The 16,863-nt window shown below is 40.1% G+C and carries 14 protein-coding genes; 11 read left to right on the top strand and 3 right to left on the bottom strand.

Going from position 1 to position 16,863, the window contains the following annotated elements; genetic code table 11:
- The first annotated feature begins 506 nt into the window (after positions 1-506).
- Positions 507-1,004 carry a (2Fe-2S)-binding protein gene (locus tag I6E72_RS04005; RefSeq protein ID WP_197101447.1) on the top strand — a complete coding sequence of 166 codons (498 nt, stop codon included), beginning with the start codon at positions 507-509 and terminating at the stop codon, positions 1,002-1,004.
- Positions 1,001-3,262 carry a xanthine dehydrogenase family protein molybdopterin-binding subunit gene (locus I6E72_RS04010; RefSeq protein WP_197111122.1) on the top strand — a complete coding sequence of 754 codons (2,262 nt, stop codon included), beginning with the start codon at positions 1,001-1,003 and terminating at the stop codon, positions 3,260-3,262. The genes I6E72_RS04005 and I6E72_RS04010 overlap by 4 nt, the downstream gene beginning before the upstream one ends.
- Before the next feature lie 68 nt (positions 3,263-3,330).
- Here I6E72_RS04010 and I6E72_RS04015 read toward each other — a convergent pair whose 3' ends face one another.
- The gene (locus I6E72_RS04015) at positions 3,331-3,528 is read right to left on the bottom strand and encodes a CsbD family protein (protein WP_007581220.1); all 198 of its coding nucleotides are present in this window, start codon (positions 3,526-3,528) and stop codon (positions 3,331-3,333) included.
- Positions 3,529-3,808: 280 nt separating this feature from the next.
- On the opposite strand from I6E72_RS04015, the gene I6E72_RS04020 reads away from it, so the two are divergent.
- From I6E72_RS04020 to I6E72_RS04040, 5 genes are all read left to right on the top strand, one after another.
- Positions 3,809-4,222: a group II truncated hemoglobin gene (locus I6E72_RS04020; protein WP_197111123.1), complete on the top strand. Its 414-nt coding sequence runs from the start codon at positions 3,809-3,811 to the stop codon at positions 4,220-4,222.
- A gap of 83 nt (positions 4,223-4,305) precedes the next feature.
- On the top strand, positions 4,306-6,732 hold the full coding sequence (gene hrpB, locus I6E72_RS04025) for an ATP-dependent helicase HrpB (protein ID WP_197111124.1): 2,427 nt from the start codon (positions 4,306-4,308) through the stop codon (positions 6,730-6,732).
- Positions 6,733-6,828: 96 nt separating this feature from the next.
- The gene (locus I6E72_RS04030; protein ID WP_197111125.1) at positions 6,829-7,293 is read left to right on the top strand and encodes a nuclear transport factor 2 family protein; all 465 of its coding nucleotides are present in this window, start codon (positions 6,829-6,831) and stop codon (positions 7,291-7,293) included.
- Between the two features lie 32 nt (positions 7,294-7,325).
- Positions 7,326-7,670 carry a DUF6694 family lipoprotein gene (locus I6E72_RS04035; RefSeq protein ID WP_007581228.1) on the top strand — a complete coding sequence of 115 codons (345 nt, stop codon included), beginning with the start codon at positions 7,326-7,328 and terminating at the stop codon, positions 7,668-7,670.
- Between the two features lie 396 nt (positions 7,671-8,066).
- Entirely contained in the window at positions 8,067-9,632 is a 1,566-nt protein-coding gene (locus I6E72_RS04040; RefSeq protein ID WP_231620496.1) for a diguanylate cyclase domain-containing protein, read from the top strand.
- A gap of 49 nt (positions 9,633-9,681) precedes the next feature.
- Here I6E72_RS04040 and I6E72_RS04045 read toward each other — a convergent pair whose 3' ends face one another.
- A complete protein-coding gene (locus I6E72_RS04045) occupies positions 9,682-9,897 on the bottom strand; it encodes a hypothetical protein (protein ID WP_002958138.1) in 216 nt (71 codons plus the stop codon).
- Positions 9,898-10,067: 170 nt separating this feature from the next.
- On the opposite strand from I6E72_RS04045, the gene I6E72_RS04050 reads away from it, so the two are divergent.
- From I6E72_RS04050 to I6E72_RS04065, 4 genes are all read left to right on the top strand, one after another.
- Positions 10,068-11,975, top strand: a complete 1,908-nt coding sequence (locus tag I6E72_RS04050) for a DUF1800 domain-containing protein (RefSeq protein ID WP_197111126.1) — start codon at positions 10,068-10,070, stop codon at positions 11,973-11,975.
- Between the two features lie 9 nt (positions 11,976-11,984).
- A complete protein-coding gene (locus I6E72_RS04055) occupies positions 11,985-13,325 on the top strand; it encodes a DUF1501 domain-containing protein (protein ID WP_010555167.1) in 1,341 nt (446 codons plus the stop codon).
- Positions 13,326-13,433: 108 nt separating this feature from the next.
- Positions 13,434-14,147 carry a DUF1499 domain-containing protein gene (locus I6E72_RS04060; RefSeq protein ID WP_010555166.1) on the top strand — a complete coding sequence of 238 codons (714 nt, stop codon included), beginning with the start codon at positions 13,434-13,436 and terminating at the stop codon, positions 14,145-14,147.
- Between the two features lie 143 nt (positions 14,148-14,290).
- A complete protein-coding gene (locus tag I6E72_RS04065) occupies positions 14,291-15,337 on the top strand; it encodes an NAD(P)-dependent alcohol dehydrogenase (protein WP_007581239.1) in 1,047 nt (348 codons plus the stop codon).
- Positions 15,338-15,413: 76 nt separating this feature from the next.
- Here I6E72_RS04065 and I6E72_RS04070 read toward each other — a convergent pair whose 3' ends face one another.
- The gene (locus I6E72_RS04070) at positions 15,414-16,619 is read right to left on the bottom strand and encodes an MFS transporter (RefSeq protein WP_007581242.1); all 1,206 of its coding nucleotides are present in this window, start codon (positions 16,617-16,619) and stop codon (positions 15,414-15,416) included.
- Positions 16,620-16,863 lie beyond the last annotated feature (244 nt).

Consider the following 16,863-nt stretch of genomic DNA (forward strand, 5'->3'; position numbering starts at 1 on the left):
ATGGCGGTTTTTTATTTATTAATAATCTTTTTAAACTCAACGATTTATTGCTTACTTTTGTCATAGGTGTTCGTATAACCCTACACTTTGCTAATAACGATGTGGTTACTTAATACGATTTTTGCTTAAATATATTGTAAGTTTTAACTTGGATGTTTTTAGGCTTTTATTTAGGGCTGTTTATCTTTCGAGGTTTAACATGCACTGCCCCGAGGATTCTGCATAGGGGCAATTTACGCTTTGTTGTTTACAAACCTCCCGCCGCGATTAAATCTCCCCTAGATTGAGTGAACTTCAATCTAAAAAGGTCAGCAGGGCCTAGTTATAATACTAATAATCAGACGTTAATATTTTCAATGTGGTTTAAACGTTCTAATAATTAGTATTTTTATAAAATAGATCTAAGTGGTAGGCTAAAAGTAGTAAGTATAAAATAGTAAGTAATTAAAAATAGTTCTCGCGCAACAAGGAACCCTCCTGTAAAGCGCTTTGCCAAGGAGTTTAGTATGATCACGCTTACCATTAATGGTAATAAACATGAGTTTTCTGGCGATCCGTCAACGCCAGTATTATGGTATCTCCGAGACGAATTGAATTTAACTGGGCCTAAATTTGGCTGTGGTATGGCTCAGTGCGGTGCGTGTACGGTGCATATAGATGGGGTAGCTCAGCGCTCGTGTGTATTGCCTGTAGCGGCAGTAGCGGGTCTTTCAATTACAACAATTGAAGGGTTAAGCGAGCAGGGCGACCATCCAGTACAACAAGCATGGGTTGAGCATAAAGTACCGCAGTGTGGTTTTTGCCAGTGCGGCCAAATGATGCAAGCTGCAAGCTTATTAGCTGCAAATCCAAACCCAAGCGATGATGAAATAGTAAGTAATATGTCGGGCAATATTTGCCGTTGTGGTACATATCCGCGCATTCATAAAGCAATTAAATCAGCCGCTAAAACTATTGCGGGCGTGCAGTATTTTGACCCAAATGAGCAAGGGGAAGAAGTATGAGCCAAGATAATAAATATTTTGATTTAAACCGCCGTAAGTTTTTAAAAACCAGTGCAATAGGTGCGTTGGTACTCGGTACTTATTTTGTAGGCAGTGCGCCAAGAGCGATTGCTGGTGTGTTAGAGCAGCCATCGGAGCTGGCAAAACGCGCAAACTTATTTATTGCACTGCGCCCAGACGGCATGGTTGAAATAACCTGCCATCGCTCTGAAATGGGTCAGCAAATTCGCACTGCAATCGCACAAATTGTTGCCGATGAAATGGAAGCCGCGTGGGATAAGGTTATTGTTATTCAGGGTAAGGGCGACCCTAAATACGGCGATCAAAATACCGATGGCTCGCGCAGTATTCGCTACAACATGCAGCGCCTGCGTGAAATGGGCGCAAGTGTGCGTTACATGATGCAGCATGCTGCCGCTAAGCATTGGGGTGTAAAACCAGAAACATGTACCGCAGTACAGCACGTTGTTACTCACAGCTCAGGTAAATCACTTACTTATAAAGATTTAATCGACTTAGCATTTACAATAACGCCACCAGAAGCTGACAAACTAACACTTAAAACACGCAAAGAATGGCGCTACATTAATACCGGCATGGCGCACATAGATTTAGCCGATTTAGTAACAGGCAAAGCTATATTTGCAGCCGATGTACGCGAACCACAAGCGCTGGTGGCTATAATTGAACGCCCGCCTGTAGTAGGCGGTGTTGTTAAGTCATTTGATGCCAGTGCTACAAAAGCGATAAACGACGTTATAGATGTTATTGAAATACCTGCACCAAAAGGCGCGCCGCAGTTTCAGCCAAAAGGCGGAATTGCGATTATAGCTAAAAACACATGGGCTGCATGGCAAGGGCGTAAGGCATTAAAAGTCGTGTGGGATGATGGCAAAAATGGCGATTACAACTCAAAAGAATTTAAAAAGTCATTACTAAAAACAGTACAAACTCCACAGGCAAACATACGTGATAAAGGCGATGCCATGGGCGTGTTGGCTAAATCGAGCAATAAACTGGTAGCTGATTATTACGCGCCGCATCTAGCTCAAGCCCCAATGGAGCCACCTTGTGCAACTGCTATGTACAACAAAGACAGTGTTGATATATGGGCTGCTACGCAAAATCCACAAGCCGATATGAAAACAGTGGCGGCAATGCTTGGCATGGACGAGAGCAAAATTAATGTTCACGTTACCATGTTAGGAGGCGGCTTTGGGCGTAAGTCAAAACCTGACTTTTCAGCAGAAGCAGCTTATCTTTCAATGAAAGTAGGCAAGCCTATTCGCGTGCAATGGACGCGTGAAGACGACATACAACATGGTTTTTACCATGCAGTTTCGGCTCAGCACATTGAAGCATCGCTAGATAAAAATGGCGCAATAGAATCGTATTTACACCGCACCGCGTTTTCACCAATTACCTCTACCTTTTCAGAAGGGGCGACTACGCCAGGAAGCTTTGAACTGCGCTTAGGATTTACCGATAATCCTATTAACACACCTAATATGAAGTTAGAAAACGGTGATGCGCAAGCCAAAGCACGAATTGGTTGGATGCGCTCTGTATCAAATATTTTTCATGCCTTTGCTATTCAGTCATTTATTGGCGAAGCAGCGCATAAAGCCGGTCGCGACCAAAAAGACTATTTACTAGACACTATAGGTCCGAGTCGCATTGTTGATGTAACTGAGCAAAATGCCACATACGATAATTACGGTGGCGATAAAGCGGTTTATCCTTTAGATATTGGCAGACTGCGCCATGTTATTGAAAAAGTAGCTGACATGAGTAAATGGGGGCGAGAGCTTCCTAAAGGTCGAGGTTTAGGAATAGCAGCACACAGAAGCTTTTTAACTTACGTAGCTACGGTAGTTGAAGTAGAAGTGTCGGATGCTGGCGATTTAAAAGTAATTAAGTCGTGGGTTGCCATTGATGCGGGTACTGTTGTAAACACCGACACTGTTAAAAACCAAACCCAAGGTGGCTCTATTTACGGTATTACAACTGCAATCAGCGATGGTATTACCTTTGATAAAGGGCGCGTACAGCAAAGTAATTTTCATGATTATCGCGTACCGCGTATGAGCGACGCACCTCTTGAGATTGAAGTTGAAATTGTACAAAGCGATGCACCACCAGCAGGGGTAGGCGAGCCATCTACACCGGTTTATGCGCCAGCATTATGTAATGCTATTTTTGCAGCGTGCGGAAAGCGTATTAGGCAGTTACCGATTGGTAACCAATTAAAAGCGTAGCTAAATAACCTACAGCTTAAACAAAAAAACCGCCAAATGGCGGTTTTTTTAAAAGCGGTTAACGCGGTTTAACGACCTTTTTCAAACTCATCAACTTCACGCTCTGCTTCTTCTTTAGATTTACCGTATTGCTGCTGGATTTTACCAACTAGCTCTGTACGGCTACCTTCAATTTTATCTAAATCGTCGTTGGTAAGATCGCCCCATTTTTGTTGAGCCTTACCTTTAAGTTCTTTCCAATTACCTTCGATACGATCGCTGTTCATAAGTTTATCCTTACTTTAGGTTAGTGAATTAACTGTCAGTTATAAAGTAGCAAGCCTTGTACCAAGGAATAATAATGGTTTTATTGTTTTTATTATCAGTTGGTTATATTTTTATGTTGAGCGATTTTGTTTTTAATATTGCGCTATTTATTAAAAAATATACATAGCAGCCTGTAATTATTGCTGACATAAGTTACGCCGCTTTGATGTAACTCATTCTTAAATTTTTGTTTTAAGCTAATATGCAGGTATTAAACAAAGTAGTTAAGCTGAGTGAGTTATGAATACAAAAACGTGTGAATATGGAGTGGGTGACTGCTCATACAAAATGGCAGGTGAGTTAGCAGGTATTACACAATTGGTGAATGCGTTTTACGATAATATGGACGCTTTAAAAGAGGCTGAAAATATAAGGAGTATGCATTCAAAAGACTTATCGGCATCGCGAAAAAAGCTCGCTTATTTTTTGTCGGGCTGGTTAGGTGGTCCTAAATTATACGCTGAACATTTTGGCAGTATTAACATTCCTCAAGCGCACAAACATCTACATGTAGGAATTGAGCAAAGTGATGCATGGCTTTTATGCATGCAAAAAGCGGTTGATAAGCAACCTTACGAAGCACCATTTAAAATTTACTTAATGCAGCAATTACGAGTGCCTGCAGATCGAATTAGAATGGTGTCGGGTAGTTAATAGCAATTATTAATAAGCATCTACCGCGGTGTCGCTGCGGTTTTTTGTTACAATGCCTGCAAAGCAATTTAGGGTAAATAGCTGTGCTGCCGGTTCAAGACATATATCAACAACTCGTTACTACATTACAAAGTAATCCTATTACGTTATTACAAGCGCCGCCTGGTGCGGGTAAATCTACGTGGTTGCCGCTGCAACTAATGCGCGATGGGCATTTTAAACGTATTGTAATGCTAGAGCCTCGCCGTTTAGCTGCTCGTAATATAGCCAGCTACCTAGCAAAGTGCCAAAACGAGAGTGTTGGGCAAAGTGTGGGCTTGCGGATTAGGGGCGAGAGTAAAGTAAGCGCTAATACGCGCCTCGAAATAGTCACCGAAGGCATGCTAACGCGCATGTTGCAAAACGACCCCGAATTAAGCGATATTGATTTACTGATATTTGATGAATTTCATGAGCGTTCAATTGCAGCCGATACCTCACTTGCCTTTGCGCTCGAGACCCAAAGTGCGCTGCGTGAAGATTTAACCATTATGCTTATGTCGGCAACTCTTGATACCGAGCGTTACACTGCGTTTTTTGATTGCCCTGTAATTCAATCGAGCGGTCGCAGCTACCCAATAGACGAAGTATACATACCCATAAAAGATGAAAGCCGTTGGCTTGATGCAATTCCTACCATAATAAAACAAGCACTTAATGAGCAAACAGGCAGTGCGTTGGTATTTTTACCTGGGCAATTTGAAATACTACGCGTGCAACAAGCACTCACCGATTTACCTAGTAACTGCCAAGTCGCAACGCTATTTGGCGAGCAAGATAAAGCTAATCAGCAAGCCGCTATTGCTTCTGCACCAAACGGTATGCGCAAAGTAGTGCTTACCACCAATGTAGCCGAAACCAGTTTAACTATTGAAGGCATACGCATTGTAATTGACAGCGGCAAGCGCCGTGCAGCTACCTTTAATTTAAAAACAGGGGTTACAGAGCTCACAACACAAAGTATATCGCGCTCCTCTGCTGTGCAACGTGCAGGACGTGCAGGGCGAATAGAGCCGGGCATTGTTTATCGAATTGGCTCAAAGCAAACCTTTGAGCGACGTAATAGCCACGACAATCCCGAAATACTCACATCAGACATAAGCCAACTTATGCTTGAGGCAAAGCAGTGGGGAGCCAGTACTGATGAGCTAACCTTGCTCGATAAGCCCACTGAGCAACAATGCGAGCAAGCAAGTAACTTGCTTAACATGCTAGAAGCTATTGATAGCAAGGGTAAGCTCACACCGCTTGGCAGTAAAATGTTAGGTTTTGGTGCTGATATTCGTTTGGCGCATATGCTACTAAAAGCACAAATACTTGATGACCAACTCCCTGGTATTTTTAGGCTCGCTATTTATTTAGTGGCATTACTTGAGAGCCGAGTAAACAGTGCAAACGAGTTGAGTTTAGCGTTGCATAGCCAACAGCAACGTCCGCATCCGGTATTTAAACAGCAGTTAAAATATTGGCAAAGCCGCTTAAAAGTAAAAGACGAAAACAGCGAATTAAATACGCATTATATTAGTTTGCTAGTGGCATTGGCGTACCCAGATCGCATCGCTAAAAAACGCGGTAATGGTTACCTACTTGCCAATGGTGCAGGTGCTGAGTTAAATGCCGATTACTGGCACAACGACGATTACTTAGCTATAGCAACCATGGGCGGGCACAAAGGAGGGCGTATATTTACAGCCACCGCACTTAACCCATTTGAGTTACAAGAATTTTTACCGCATTTATTTAGTGAACTTACTCGCTGTGAGTTTGACGAAAAATCAGCACGTTTTATTCATCAAGATGAAGTAAAGCTCGGGGCTATAACGCTCAGCAGCCAGCCTAGTAAACAAAAACTAGATAAGGGCGAGCGCGCTAAAGCGTGGCTTAACTTATTTGCTAAACACGGTTTTGCATTATTTAACGAGCAACCTGATGCGCAGCAATTGCTGATACGTATGAGCTTAGCAAGTAATTTAATGCCTGATAAATTCCCAAAAATAAACGAGCAACAACTTATTCAAAATGCAGCGCAGTGGCTAGGCGTGTTTTTAGAAGATATTAAAACGCTTACGCAGCTTAAAAAGTTTAACTACTTTGAAGCATTACAAAACTGTTTTGATTGGCAACAACAAACAGCGTTAAAAGCATTGTTACCACTGCGCTTAACGGTGCCAAGTGGCTCAAATATAAAAATAGAATACCAGCTTGATGGCCCCGCAAAGCTAAGCGTGCGCATGCAAGAAGTTTACGGCTTGACCAGTACGCCTATGCTTGCCAACGGTAAACTGCTACTGCTTATGGAGTTGTTATCGCCAGGTAAACGCTCATTGCAACTTACTCAAGATTTAGCGCACTTTTGGGCTAGCAGTTACCGCGATGTGCAAAAGGAAATGAAAGGTCGTTACCCTAAACATTTTTGGCCAGACGACCCTGCCAACAGCGTTGCAACGAATAGAGTTAAGAGCAAAATGTAGATGTTAGTTACTTAAAGTTATTTGTTTTATTATTGAGCGTATTAATATAGTGTACCTATAAATGAATCAATATTTTTAACTACAGGGAAGTAAGTGATGAAGCTACTTTTAACGTTAGGCTTGGCCTTAGTAACTGCTTTTTCGGCTTATGCTGAAAAGCCACTCGACTTAAATGCGTTTGCGCAGCAGTACTATAAAACAATGACCGCCACACAAGCACCTAACGCAGGTGCTAAAGAGCTTGAGGCTTACCTTGTATTGTTAACCGATGATATTGGCAATCAGCATATTCCGTATCAACCGGATGACTCACGTACTCCAGATGGTAAAAAGCAGATGCGCAAAGGTATGAGTTTTTACTTAGGTGCGCACACATTGTTTGAAAGCACACTGCTTAATACATTTGTGTTTAACGATACAGGCTTTGCTATTCGTTATAAAAACTATGTAAAAGGTATTCATCCGCAAAATAAGCAGCCAATAGAGTACACCTCCACAATGATGGAAGTGATTGAAATTGAAAACGGCAAAGTGGCGATGATCCGCAAATATCACGAATAAACGAATAACTAATAATACAAATAAGGATATATATGAAACATTTACTTATCGCATTATCAATATTAATGCTTAGTGCATGCGTTAGCACAAAAAATGATTTTAGATTTGATGGCTCCACACCAGAGACAACTCAAGTGGGAGTTAATAAAGTTTTAAAAGCATTAAAGCCTCAAGATTCCATGCGTTTTTTAGGCGCTTTAATCGCAATTCAATTTTCTGACGTGCAAAGCTTAGACGATATTATGGGCGACCCGACCATGATGGGGGAAATGAATTACTTTATTATTGGCAAAAAAATAGATGGTTTAAATTATTACGAAGTACTGGAGCTTGCGAGTTCGTCTCCATCAAAAGTTGAATTTTCTGTAGTGGAATAATTTCAGCTTTTTGTACTACTTTAAATGTGTAATACCAATCCGCAATAATACTTAATCATTTTGCGGGGCTAAACGTGTCGCTACCTGCGTTAAAAAATTCTCATTTAGAACAACTAAATAGCGAATTTTTTGCCTAGCTATCAACACGTTTTTCCGCCCTCAAAATAGACCACTTAATTAAGCGAATTGGTATAATTTTATGTCTATATTAAATATATTATTGAAAGGGCTAAAGTTTTAACGCTATAAAATTTAATAGTAAACTTTGTTTATTCCTGCTCATGAATTTATACTACGCTTTAGTAAGAAGCTAATTATTTATTATTTAGATGCAGCAAGTCTAAAGCATAAAATGTAAGCTACTTTGACTTAATTTTACACGATTAGATAGAGACTATGACATTAAGATTTTTTGTAATAATAGGTACTTTGATTTTAATGTGCTTTGTAACAAGTTTATTAGTAGGGTACCGCTATTTCTTTAGCCTGCCGACCATAAACACTAGTATTGAAGATTATCAAAATCGTGAATTATTAAGTCTTAAAATTGCGCTTGATAGAGAGTTTATATTTTTAGAAACACTCAATTATGACTACGCCGTATGGGATGATACTTATAATTACATGGCTGATTTTGACGTAGAATATGTAGATTCAAACTTTGTAGGTGACACCTTCTACTCTCTCAAAATTGATGGTGTGTTTATTTACGATATAAATTTTAATATGGTTTACGGGCAAGCGTATGATTATATTAAACATACTGAGTTTGATGCGCCTGATTTAGATTTACAGGTTAATAAATTAAACCGCGCAATTATTCCTAATTCAAAAGCCTCTGAAGACGACAACAGTTTAAGCCATTCTGGTTTTTTGCAAACAGCGGACGGCCCTGTCATGTTTGCATCGCATGTAATAAAGCGAACAGATAAAACAGGTGAGCCTGTTGGTAGTATTGTTTTTATAAAAAAAGTAAGACCGTCGTTGATCAAGTCCTTAGCTGAGATTGCACAAGTGGAGCTTAGCTACTTACAAATAGAACAGGCTAGTTCTTTAAACGATATTGCGACGCTTAAAGGGAGCCTCCAAGGAGAGGACATTGCCACTCAAAGGAAAAGGGTGATTCTAGATATAAACGGTAATCCACTTCTTGCTTTGAACATTAAGCACCACCATCAAACACTGCCAGTTTTATTTGATCACTATTTAAAACTTATTTTGTTAATGTTTTTTGTAATGTCACTTTTGAGTTTCTATATTGTAAATCGTTACTTTATTGAACCACTTATTAACGGTGCGTCCGCTATCAATTCAATGTTGGTTAAAAACGATTTACAGCCTCTGAGATTCAGTAATAAATTTTTAGAAATGCGCGTTTTAATTAGCGGGTTTAATGCATTAATTAAACAAGTTAAAGATCAAAATTTTAAGCTTGAAAAAATAAGTAAAATTGATGGGTTAACCCAAATTTACAACAGGCGTGCCTTTGACGAAATTATTGTGGCGCAATGGGAACAGGCTCAACAGCAAAAAAATGCCTTTGGAATAATATTACTTGATGTAGACCATTTCAAAAATTATAACGATTTTTATGGTCACCAAGGCGGAGACAACGTTTTACAAGCTCTTGCCCAAAAGCTAAAGCAAGTAGCTAAGCAAAACACAGGTACAGTGGCGCGCTATGGCGGCGAAGAGTTCATATTATTCTTTAAACAGCTTTCTTATGAAGAGTTTGTAGATATATCTCAGCAATTGCTTTTGGCGGTTAGGGAATTAAATCTACCTCATGAAGCGTCGCCTGTACGTGAGTATTTAACAATTAGTGCTGGGTGTGTATTTGCTACAAAAGAAACCTTAAGTAGTAATAATGTGTCTATGCAATCACTAATTAAAGAAGCTGACATAATGCTTTACGAAGCGAAAAACTCAGGTAGAGATAAAACATCAATCAAATCTATATAATTCAAGTGAATTATTAAAGATGCATCAGCTGTTTTTTATTATAAAACGCTTAAACCTCTTTCCCGCCATGGCTCTGTGCTAGGTCGTCAAGTTCGGCGCAAGTGTAATCAAAACCACTTTCGTCGTATTCGTATGTCACTTTTACACTATCGCCGCCATTAAAAAGTCGTGTTTTTACATCGTTAACCGGCCAGTCTTTCAGCTCGTGTAAAAACCGGTTAGCAACTTGTGAAGATTCAAAACAATAGCGAATTTCTGTTTTCATAAATAATAAAGCTCTGGCTGTTTACCCCTGCAGCTAGTGCATTATTAATGGGGCGTTCATGATTCGGTTACAAAAAATAAAGAGTTAAATTGTAAATTTTGTGTTTCAATAAATGCATCAAACTCGGTACACACTAACGTACTTTAATTAACAAATGATGACGACTTTACATGCATTATAAATTTGCTCTGATCGCAAGCACTGTTTTTATACTAAGCGCTTGCGGTGGTTCAGGCTCAGATGATACGCCAACCGTTAACGGAAATAAAATCCCCATTTTGTCAGTCGCTGATATTCCTAGTGAATTAAGTAAGGGCCAAACAATTGAGCTAACAGCAACAGCCAGTGATAAAGACGGCACTATTACATCGGTTGTATGGCAACAAACGCAAGGGCCTGAACTAATTAGCGGGCCTTTAGAGGCAGTAACCACCTCAGTAACACTGCTAAATGCGCAAAGTTATAAGCCTGTTAATTACGCTTTTTCGGTCACAGCAACCGACAATGAAGGAGCAAGCAGTGTAAAAACGCTGAGCTTTATAGCGCGCAATAATATGGATGAGATTAGCGCCGCACGGTTACTACACCAAGCAACAATGGGGCCTAAGCTTAGTGAAATACAAAACGCACAAGGTTTAAGCGAGCAGCAATGGCTTGATAAACAAATAGCGCTACCTATTAATTATCACCGTGATTATTTAGTAAAGCTAAATGACGATGACGACTTTAAATACATAAGCCGCATAGATGCATGGTGGAAAGCAGTAATGCAAAGTGACGATCAACTCCGTCAACGTGTTGCATTTGCGTTAAGTGAAATATTAGTGGTGTCGGATGAGAACAGTGCCTTAAGAGGGCAACCTGAGGGCATGATCACTTATTACGATTTATTACTAAAGCATGCCTTTGGTAATTATCGTGACTTACTCGAAGATGTCACGCTTTCGCCTATTATGGGAACTTATTTAAGCCATTTGGGTAACGAAAAAGCAGACGATACACTTAATATTCGCCCAGACGAAAATTACGCACGTGAAGTAATGCAGTTATTTACTATTGGCCTTGAAGAGCTAAACCTAGATGGCAGCGCCAAGCTTGATGCACAAGGTAATACCATTGCCACTTACGGACAGGTAGAAATAGAGAGTTTTGCACGCGTATTTACCGGTTGGACGTTTGCCGATAGTGAAACATTTAAGCGTAAAAGTCGTGATTATATTAAGCCAATGGAAGCATTTGACGAGTACCATTCTAGTAAACAAAAAACCTTACTAAACGGTGAGGTTATACCACAAGGTTATGTAGCAGAAGAGTCATTGCAAATAGCGCTCGATAATTTATTTAATCATCAAAATGTTGCGCCGTTTATTAGCAAGCAGCTTATTCAGCGATTAATTACCTCAAACCCAACACCCCAATACGTTGAGCGAGTAGCTAATATATTTATTGATAACGGCGCTGGTGTACGCGGCGATTTAGCGGCGGTAGTAAAGGCTATATATTTAGATGATGAAGCACGGCATTTTGGCTCAGTGCTTGATTACCAAGGTAAAATTAAAGAGCCTATTTTAAAAACTGTACAGTTTTGGCGAAATCTCGATGCTAAATCGCCAGCGGGTTATTATAAAACATGGAATTTAATAAATAGCTACGGACAAGGACCCATGCAATCGGCTTCGGTATTTAACTTTTTTAGGCCTGATTATCAAACCGCAGCTTTGCGAAATGAAGGTATTGTTGCACCAGAATTACAAATAGCAAACGACGCAACACTGATTGGTACCATGAACGCGCTTTACGCAAGTTTAGTTTGGAGTACCGCAGAAGCGCGCAGCGATTTAAATTCAAATAGTATTTATATTTATGTTCAAGACGACATGAATGTTTTAGAGAAAAACGGTGTTAGCGCGCTGTTAGCTCAGTACAACACGTTATATTTTGCAGGCGCAATGAGCAGTGACACACGCCAAGCATTACTTGATTTAGATGCCTACTTTAATGAAGAGCAATACCGTGAACGGGTTTCGTATTTATTATATATGATTGCTATTTCACCTGAATTTAACGTGCAGTATTAGGAGCGCATAATGAGCATTAATAGAAGAGAGTTTTTGTCGTTATGTGTAAAAGGTAGTGTATCGGCTGCCGCGTTAACGAGCCTGCAATTACAAGCATTAACTGGAGCGACTAATGCAGTTGAGCTAGGAGATTACAAAGCATTAGTGTGTGTGTATTTATACGGAGGGAATGATTCGTTAAATATGCTAGTTCCGCTTGAAGGCGAGCAACGTAGTGTTTACGAGCAAAGTAGGCAGAACCTGGCGGTAGAGAGCCCACTTGAGTTAAGTATTAAAAGCCAGTTTGCCGGTGGAGTCGGTATTCATCCCTCACTTGAACCTATACAAAATGTGTTTGAATCTCAAAATTTAGCATTTATAGGTGGGGTAGGTACTTTACTCGCTCCCACAACATTGAGTGACTATAAAAATAAAACAATAGGTTTGCCTAAGCATTTGTTTTCGCATAACGATCAGCAAGCTGCATGGATGTATGGTCGAGAAAAACAATCACTTAATAGCGGGTGGGGCGCACGACTTTTAGAACGTTTAGAGCTACAAGATGAGTTTGCAGCTAATGTATCACTCGACGGTACTAATTTATGGCAAACGGGAAGTGCTAGCAATGCATTTGCGCTTAACAAAAGTGGCATTAGTAGTATTAACGCGTTTGGAGGGTATCAACCTCGTAGCGAGCACGTAACTTCTATTATGAACCGCTTACTAGGCAATACGAGCCATCCGTTAAGTACAGCTTATGCCAATGGCTTAACAAGTGCGATAAATAACACTCAAGCAATGAACAGCGCGTTAGAAAGCGCGCCTGCACTTATTACCCCATTTAGCGATAATAGCCTTAGTGAGCAATTTGCAGCAGTAGCTAAAACAATTAGCGTACAGGCAAAATTGAGCACTCAGCGCCAAGTGTTTTTTGTTTCTATGGGGGGGTATGATACGCACGATAACCAATTAACAACGCACCCTGCTTTATTAAATACGTTAGCTCAAGGGTTAAGTGAATTTGATAGCGCGATGAAAGAGCTTGATATGGCAGATAAAGTGACTGCGTTTACTATGTCTGATTTTGGTCGCACGTTGACCTCAAATGGCGATGGCACTGACCATGGTTGGGCAGGAAACCAAATAGTAATGGGCGGCGCAGTAAAAGGCGGCAATATATATGGCGAGCTACTAACTCAACATTTGGATGGCCCACAAGATACCGGTGGCGGGCGTTTAATTCCAAGTGTTGCTAATGAGCAGTACTTTGCCACATTGGCTCAGTGGTTTGGTGTGCCAAGCTCTGAGCTTGTTGATATTTTTCCAAACTTGAGTAACTTTGATCACACAACATTGGACTTTTTTGTGTAATTAGTCGCTAATAGTAATCTAAAAGCACTTGTTAGTAGTATAAGCTACTGGTTAAAAGTGCTTATCTGCTTTAATAATAAAAATCACACACAATATAGGAATCATAAAATGAAAGTTTTAGTGAGCTTAGTTAGTTTAATCGCTTTTTTACTCGTCATACTGCCAGGGCCTTTGTATAAATTTGGTATTGTAGAATTAGGTGTTGCATTTACGGGGTTTAAATTTGGCGTTTATGCTGGTGGCGCTGCATTGGTGCTACTTATAGTACAAGCGTTATTTATGCGTAAAACGTTAACGCTAAGCAGTGGTGTTATTGCACTTGTATTTTCGGTTGTGGCTATTGCTATGCCACTTAATATGATGAACAAGGCTGAAGGTGTACCGGCAATTCATGACATTTCAACTGATTTAGTTAATCCACCAAAATTTGTAGCAATTGCACCACTACGTGCAAATGCATCTAACCCAGTAGAATACGCGGGTGAAGAAACGGCAGTACAGCAACGCAAAGCATACCCGGAGCTGGTAACGTTAAGCTTTGCACAATCTAAAGCCGATTTAATGACAGCAAGCGAACAAGCAGTTAAAAATCTTGGCTTTGCATTGGTAAGTGCAAATACGGCTACAGGTATTGTGGAAGCTACCGATACAACAACGTGGTTTGGTTTTAAAGACGATGTGGTAATTCGTATTAAAGATGAAGGCAGCCAACGTTTTGTTGATATTCGTAGTAAGTCGCGAGTAGGGCGTAGTGATTTAGGAAAAAATGCAGAGCGCATTCATTCAATTATTAATGAATTAAACAGCTTACTTGCAAAATAATTAAATTTAGCTCCCTAGTCCTAACGATTAAGCCCAAACACTGTTTGGGCTTTTTTTGTGCCTATTTTATATTGTCAGGTTCTATTCACAGGCTATGTACTATGCTGTTGATGATTTAAATTTTTAACCACTATGGAGTTATTATGAAAACAGTAGGATATGCAGCAAAAAGCCAAGGTTCTGAATTGACAGAATTTTCTTTTGAGCGCCGCGATTTACGAAATAACGATGTAGAAATTGAAATTTTATACTGTGGTGTGTGCCATTCAGATTTACACGCCGTACGAAATGATTGGGGTGGCAGTGACTACCCATTAGTACCTGGGCATGAAATTGTTGGTAAAGTTATGTCGGTAGGTAGCGACGTTAAAAAATACAAGCAAGGCGACACGGTTGCTGTTGGTTGTATGGTTGATTCGTGCCAAAGCTGCGATCAATGTGATAACGACGAAGAGCAATTTTGCCGCGAAGGTATGATTGGTACTTACGCAGGCAAAGACCGCATTAGTGGTGAAATGACCCAAGGTGGGTATTCTAAACATGTCGTTGTACGCGAAGAATTCGTACTTTCCGTACCAGAAAATTTAGACCTTTCTCGCGTAGCACCGCTACTTTGTGCAGGTATTACTACTTACTCGCCACTTCATAAATGGGGCGTAAAAAAAGGTAGCCGTGTTGGTGTTGTTGGTCTAGGCGGACTTGGCCATATGGCCGTTAAAAATGCAGTTGCAATGGGCGCAAGCGTTACGGTAATCGGCCGTAGTGAGTCTAAAAAAGATGATGCGGTTAAATTGGGTGCTCAGCACTACTTAGTGTCATCTAATGATGACGAAATGAAAGACTCGCAATCTGCCTTTGACGTCATTATAGATACGGTACCTGTAAAACATGATTTATCTATTTACACACCACTACTTGATGTAGATGGTACTTTAGTTATTGTAGGCCAAGTTGGTCCTGTAGATGAGCTAAGCACGGTGCCACTGTTAATGGGTCGCCGTCGTATTGCAGGCTCACTTATTGGTGGTATTGCACAGACGCAACAAATGCTCGACTTTTGTGGTGAAAATAACGTGCTACCTGAGTGCGAAATGATCAACATTGACGAAATTAACACTGCATACGAGCGTATGGAAAAGTCAGACGTACGATACCGCTTTGTTATTGATATGGCATCGTTAAACGCTTAATTTACTAGGTAAATTAAAAATAAAAGAGCCGCTAATTAGCGGCTCTTTTTGTATTTTAAATTAATCTGAACTCAAGTTAATTAGTGGCTTGCGCTGTTGGTTGCTGTTTATTTAGTTGTAAGTAACTTAGTAGCCACATACCCAAACCACCTAAAAATAATGCAGCTGCTACGTAACCTGTTTGATTAGGTGCAGCACCCTGTGCTATTGCAATTCCACCGACCCAAGGGCCTATAGCATTGGCAGTATTAAATGCGCACTGTACTAAGGCACCAATCATAGCGTGGCCTTCGGGTGCAACGTCCATTAAAAGCGTTTGAATCAGCGTAGCCAAGCCCACACTGCAACCAATAAAGAAGATCACTGCATAAAGAGCCCAAATATTATGGCTTGCCGTTACATAAGCAAAGGCAAATACAATTGTACATACAAGCGCAAGTCCTGTTGTTTTAATTGCTGATTTATCGGCAGCTTTACCCAGTACATAGTTACCGAGCGTACAACCAATACCAAACATTACCATTGCGATAGAAATAGTATACGGTGCTGTTTTTGTTACCACTAAGATGGTGTCGGCAATGTAAGTATAAATACAAAACACCCCGCCAAAGCCAATAATTACAATACCCAAAATAGACCAAACCAGTTTATTTTTAAGTACACCAAACTCGTTTAGTAAGTTAGAAGGCTTAGCGTTATCTATATTTGGAACTACTTTATAAACAAAAATAAAAGCAATAAATGCAAGCACTGCAGCGCCGGCTAAACAATACCGCCAACTAAGGTTTTGACCCACAAGTGTTACAACAGGCACACCAACAATAGTGGCCACAGTTAAACCCATAAACACCTTAGACATAAAGCTAGCACGCTTACCTTTTGGGGCAATATCAGATGCTAATAAAATAGCCGCGCCAAAATATGCACCATGAGGTAAACCACTTAAAAATCTAAATATTACAAGCTGCTCAAGCGACGTTGCCATCGCGCTTAATCCGTTTGAGACAAACATTAAGCTTATAAATATGAGCAATGCTTTGCGCTTTCTCATATTAGCAGTGGTAAGCATTAAAATAGGGGCGCCCACTACAACACCAATGGCGTAAGCACTAATTGCATAGCCACTTTGTGATGGCGTTGAGCCAAATGTTTCGCTAATTAGTGGCAGCATAGGCATCATCGAAAACTCAGATAATCCTAAAATAAATGTGCCAAGCGCTAATACGAGTAAAATAGCAGTTCTGTTTAGTTGACTAGATGCCGACGTTACATCTGATGTCATAGATGATCCCTTAGGTTTAATTTAAAAATGAAATTGCACAATGAATCCTGAATAGGAAATATCATGTGTATGCTTAAATTTGGTGTGAGAGGGTAGTCAGTGAGAACGTTATTTTAATTTAAAAAAAGCACAGAGTCATGCATAAATTAGTGTTTTTGTTAGGTTTTTAAAATGTTAATTAGAAGAAAATACTACTTAACATTCATAAAATAAAAAAACTATTTATAAAGCAGGCGTCTACAGG

It is taken from the genome of Pseudoalteromonas sp. NSLLW24, assembly GCF_015864725.1.
In the GTDB taxonomy this organism is placed as follows: domain Bacteria; phylum Pseudomonadota; class Gammaproteobacteria; order Enterobacterales; family Alteromonadaceae; genus Pseudoalteromonas; species Pseudoalteromonas arctica.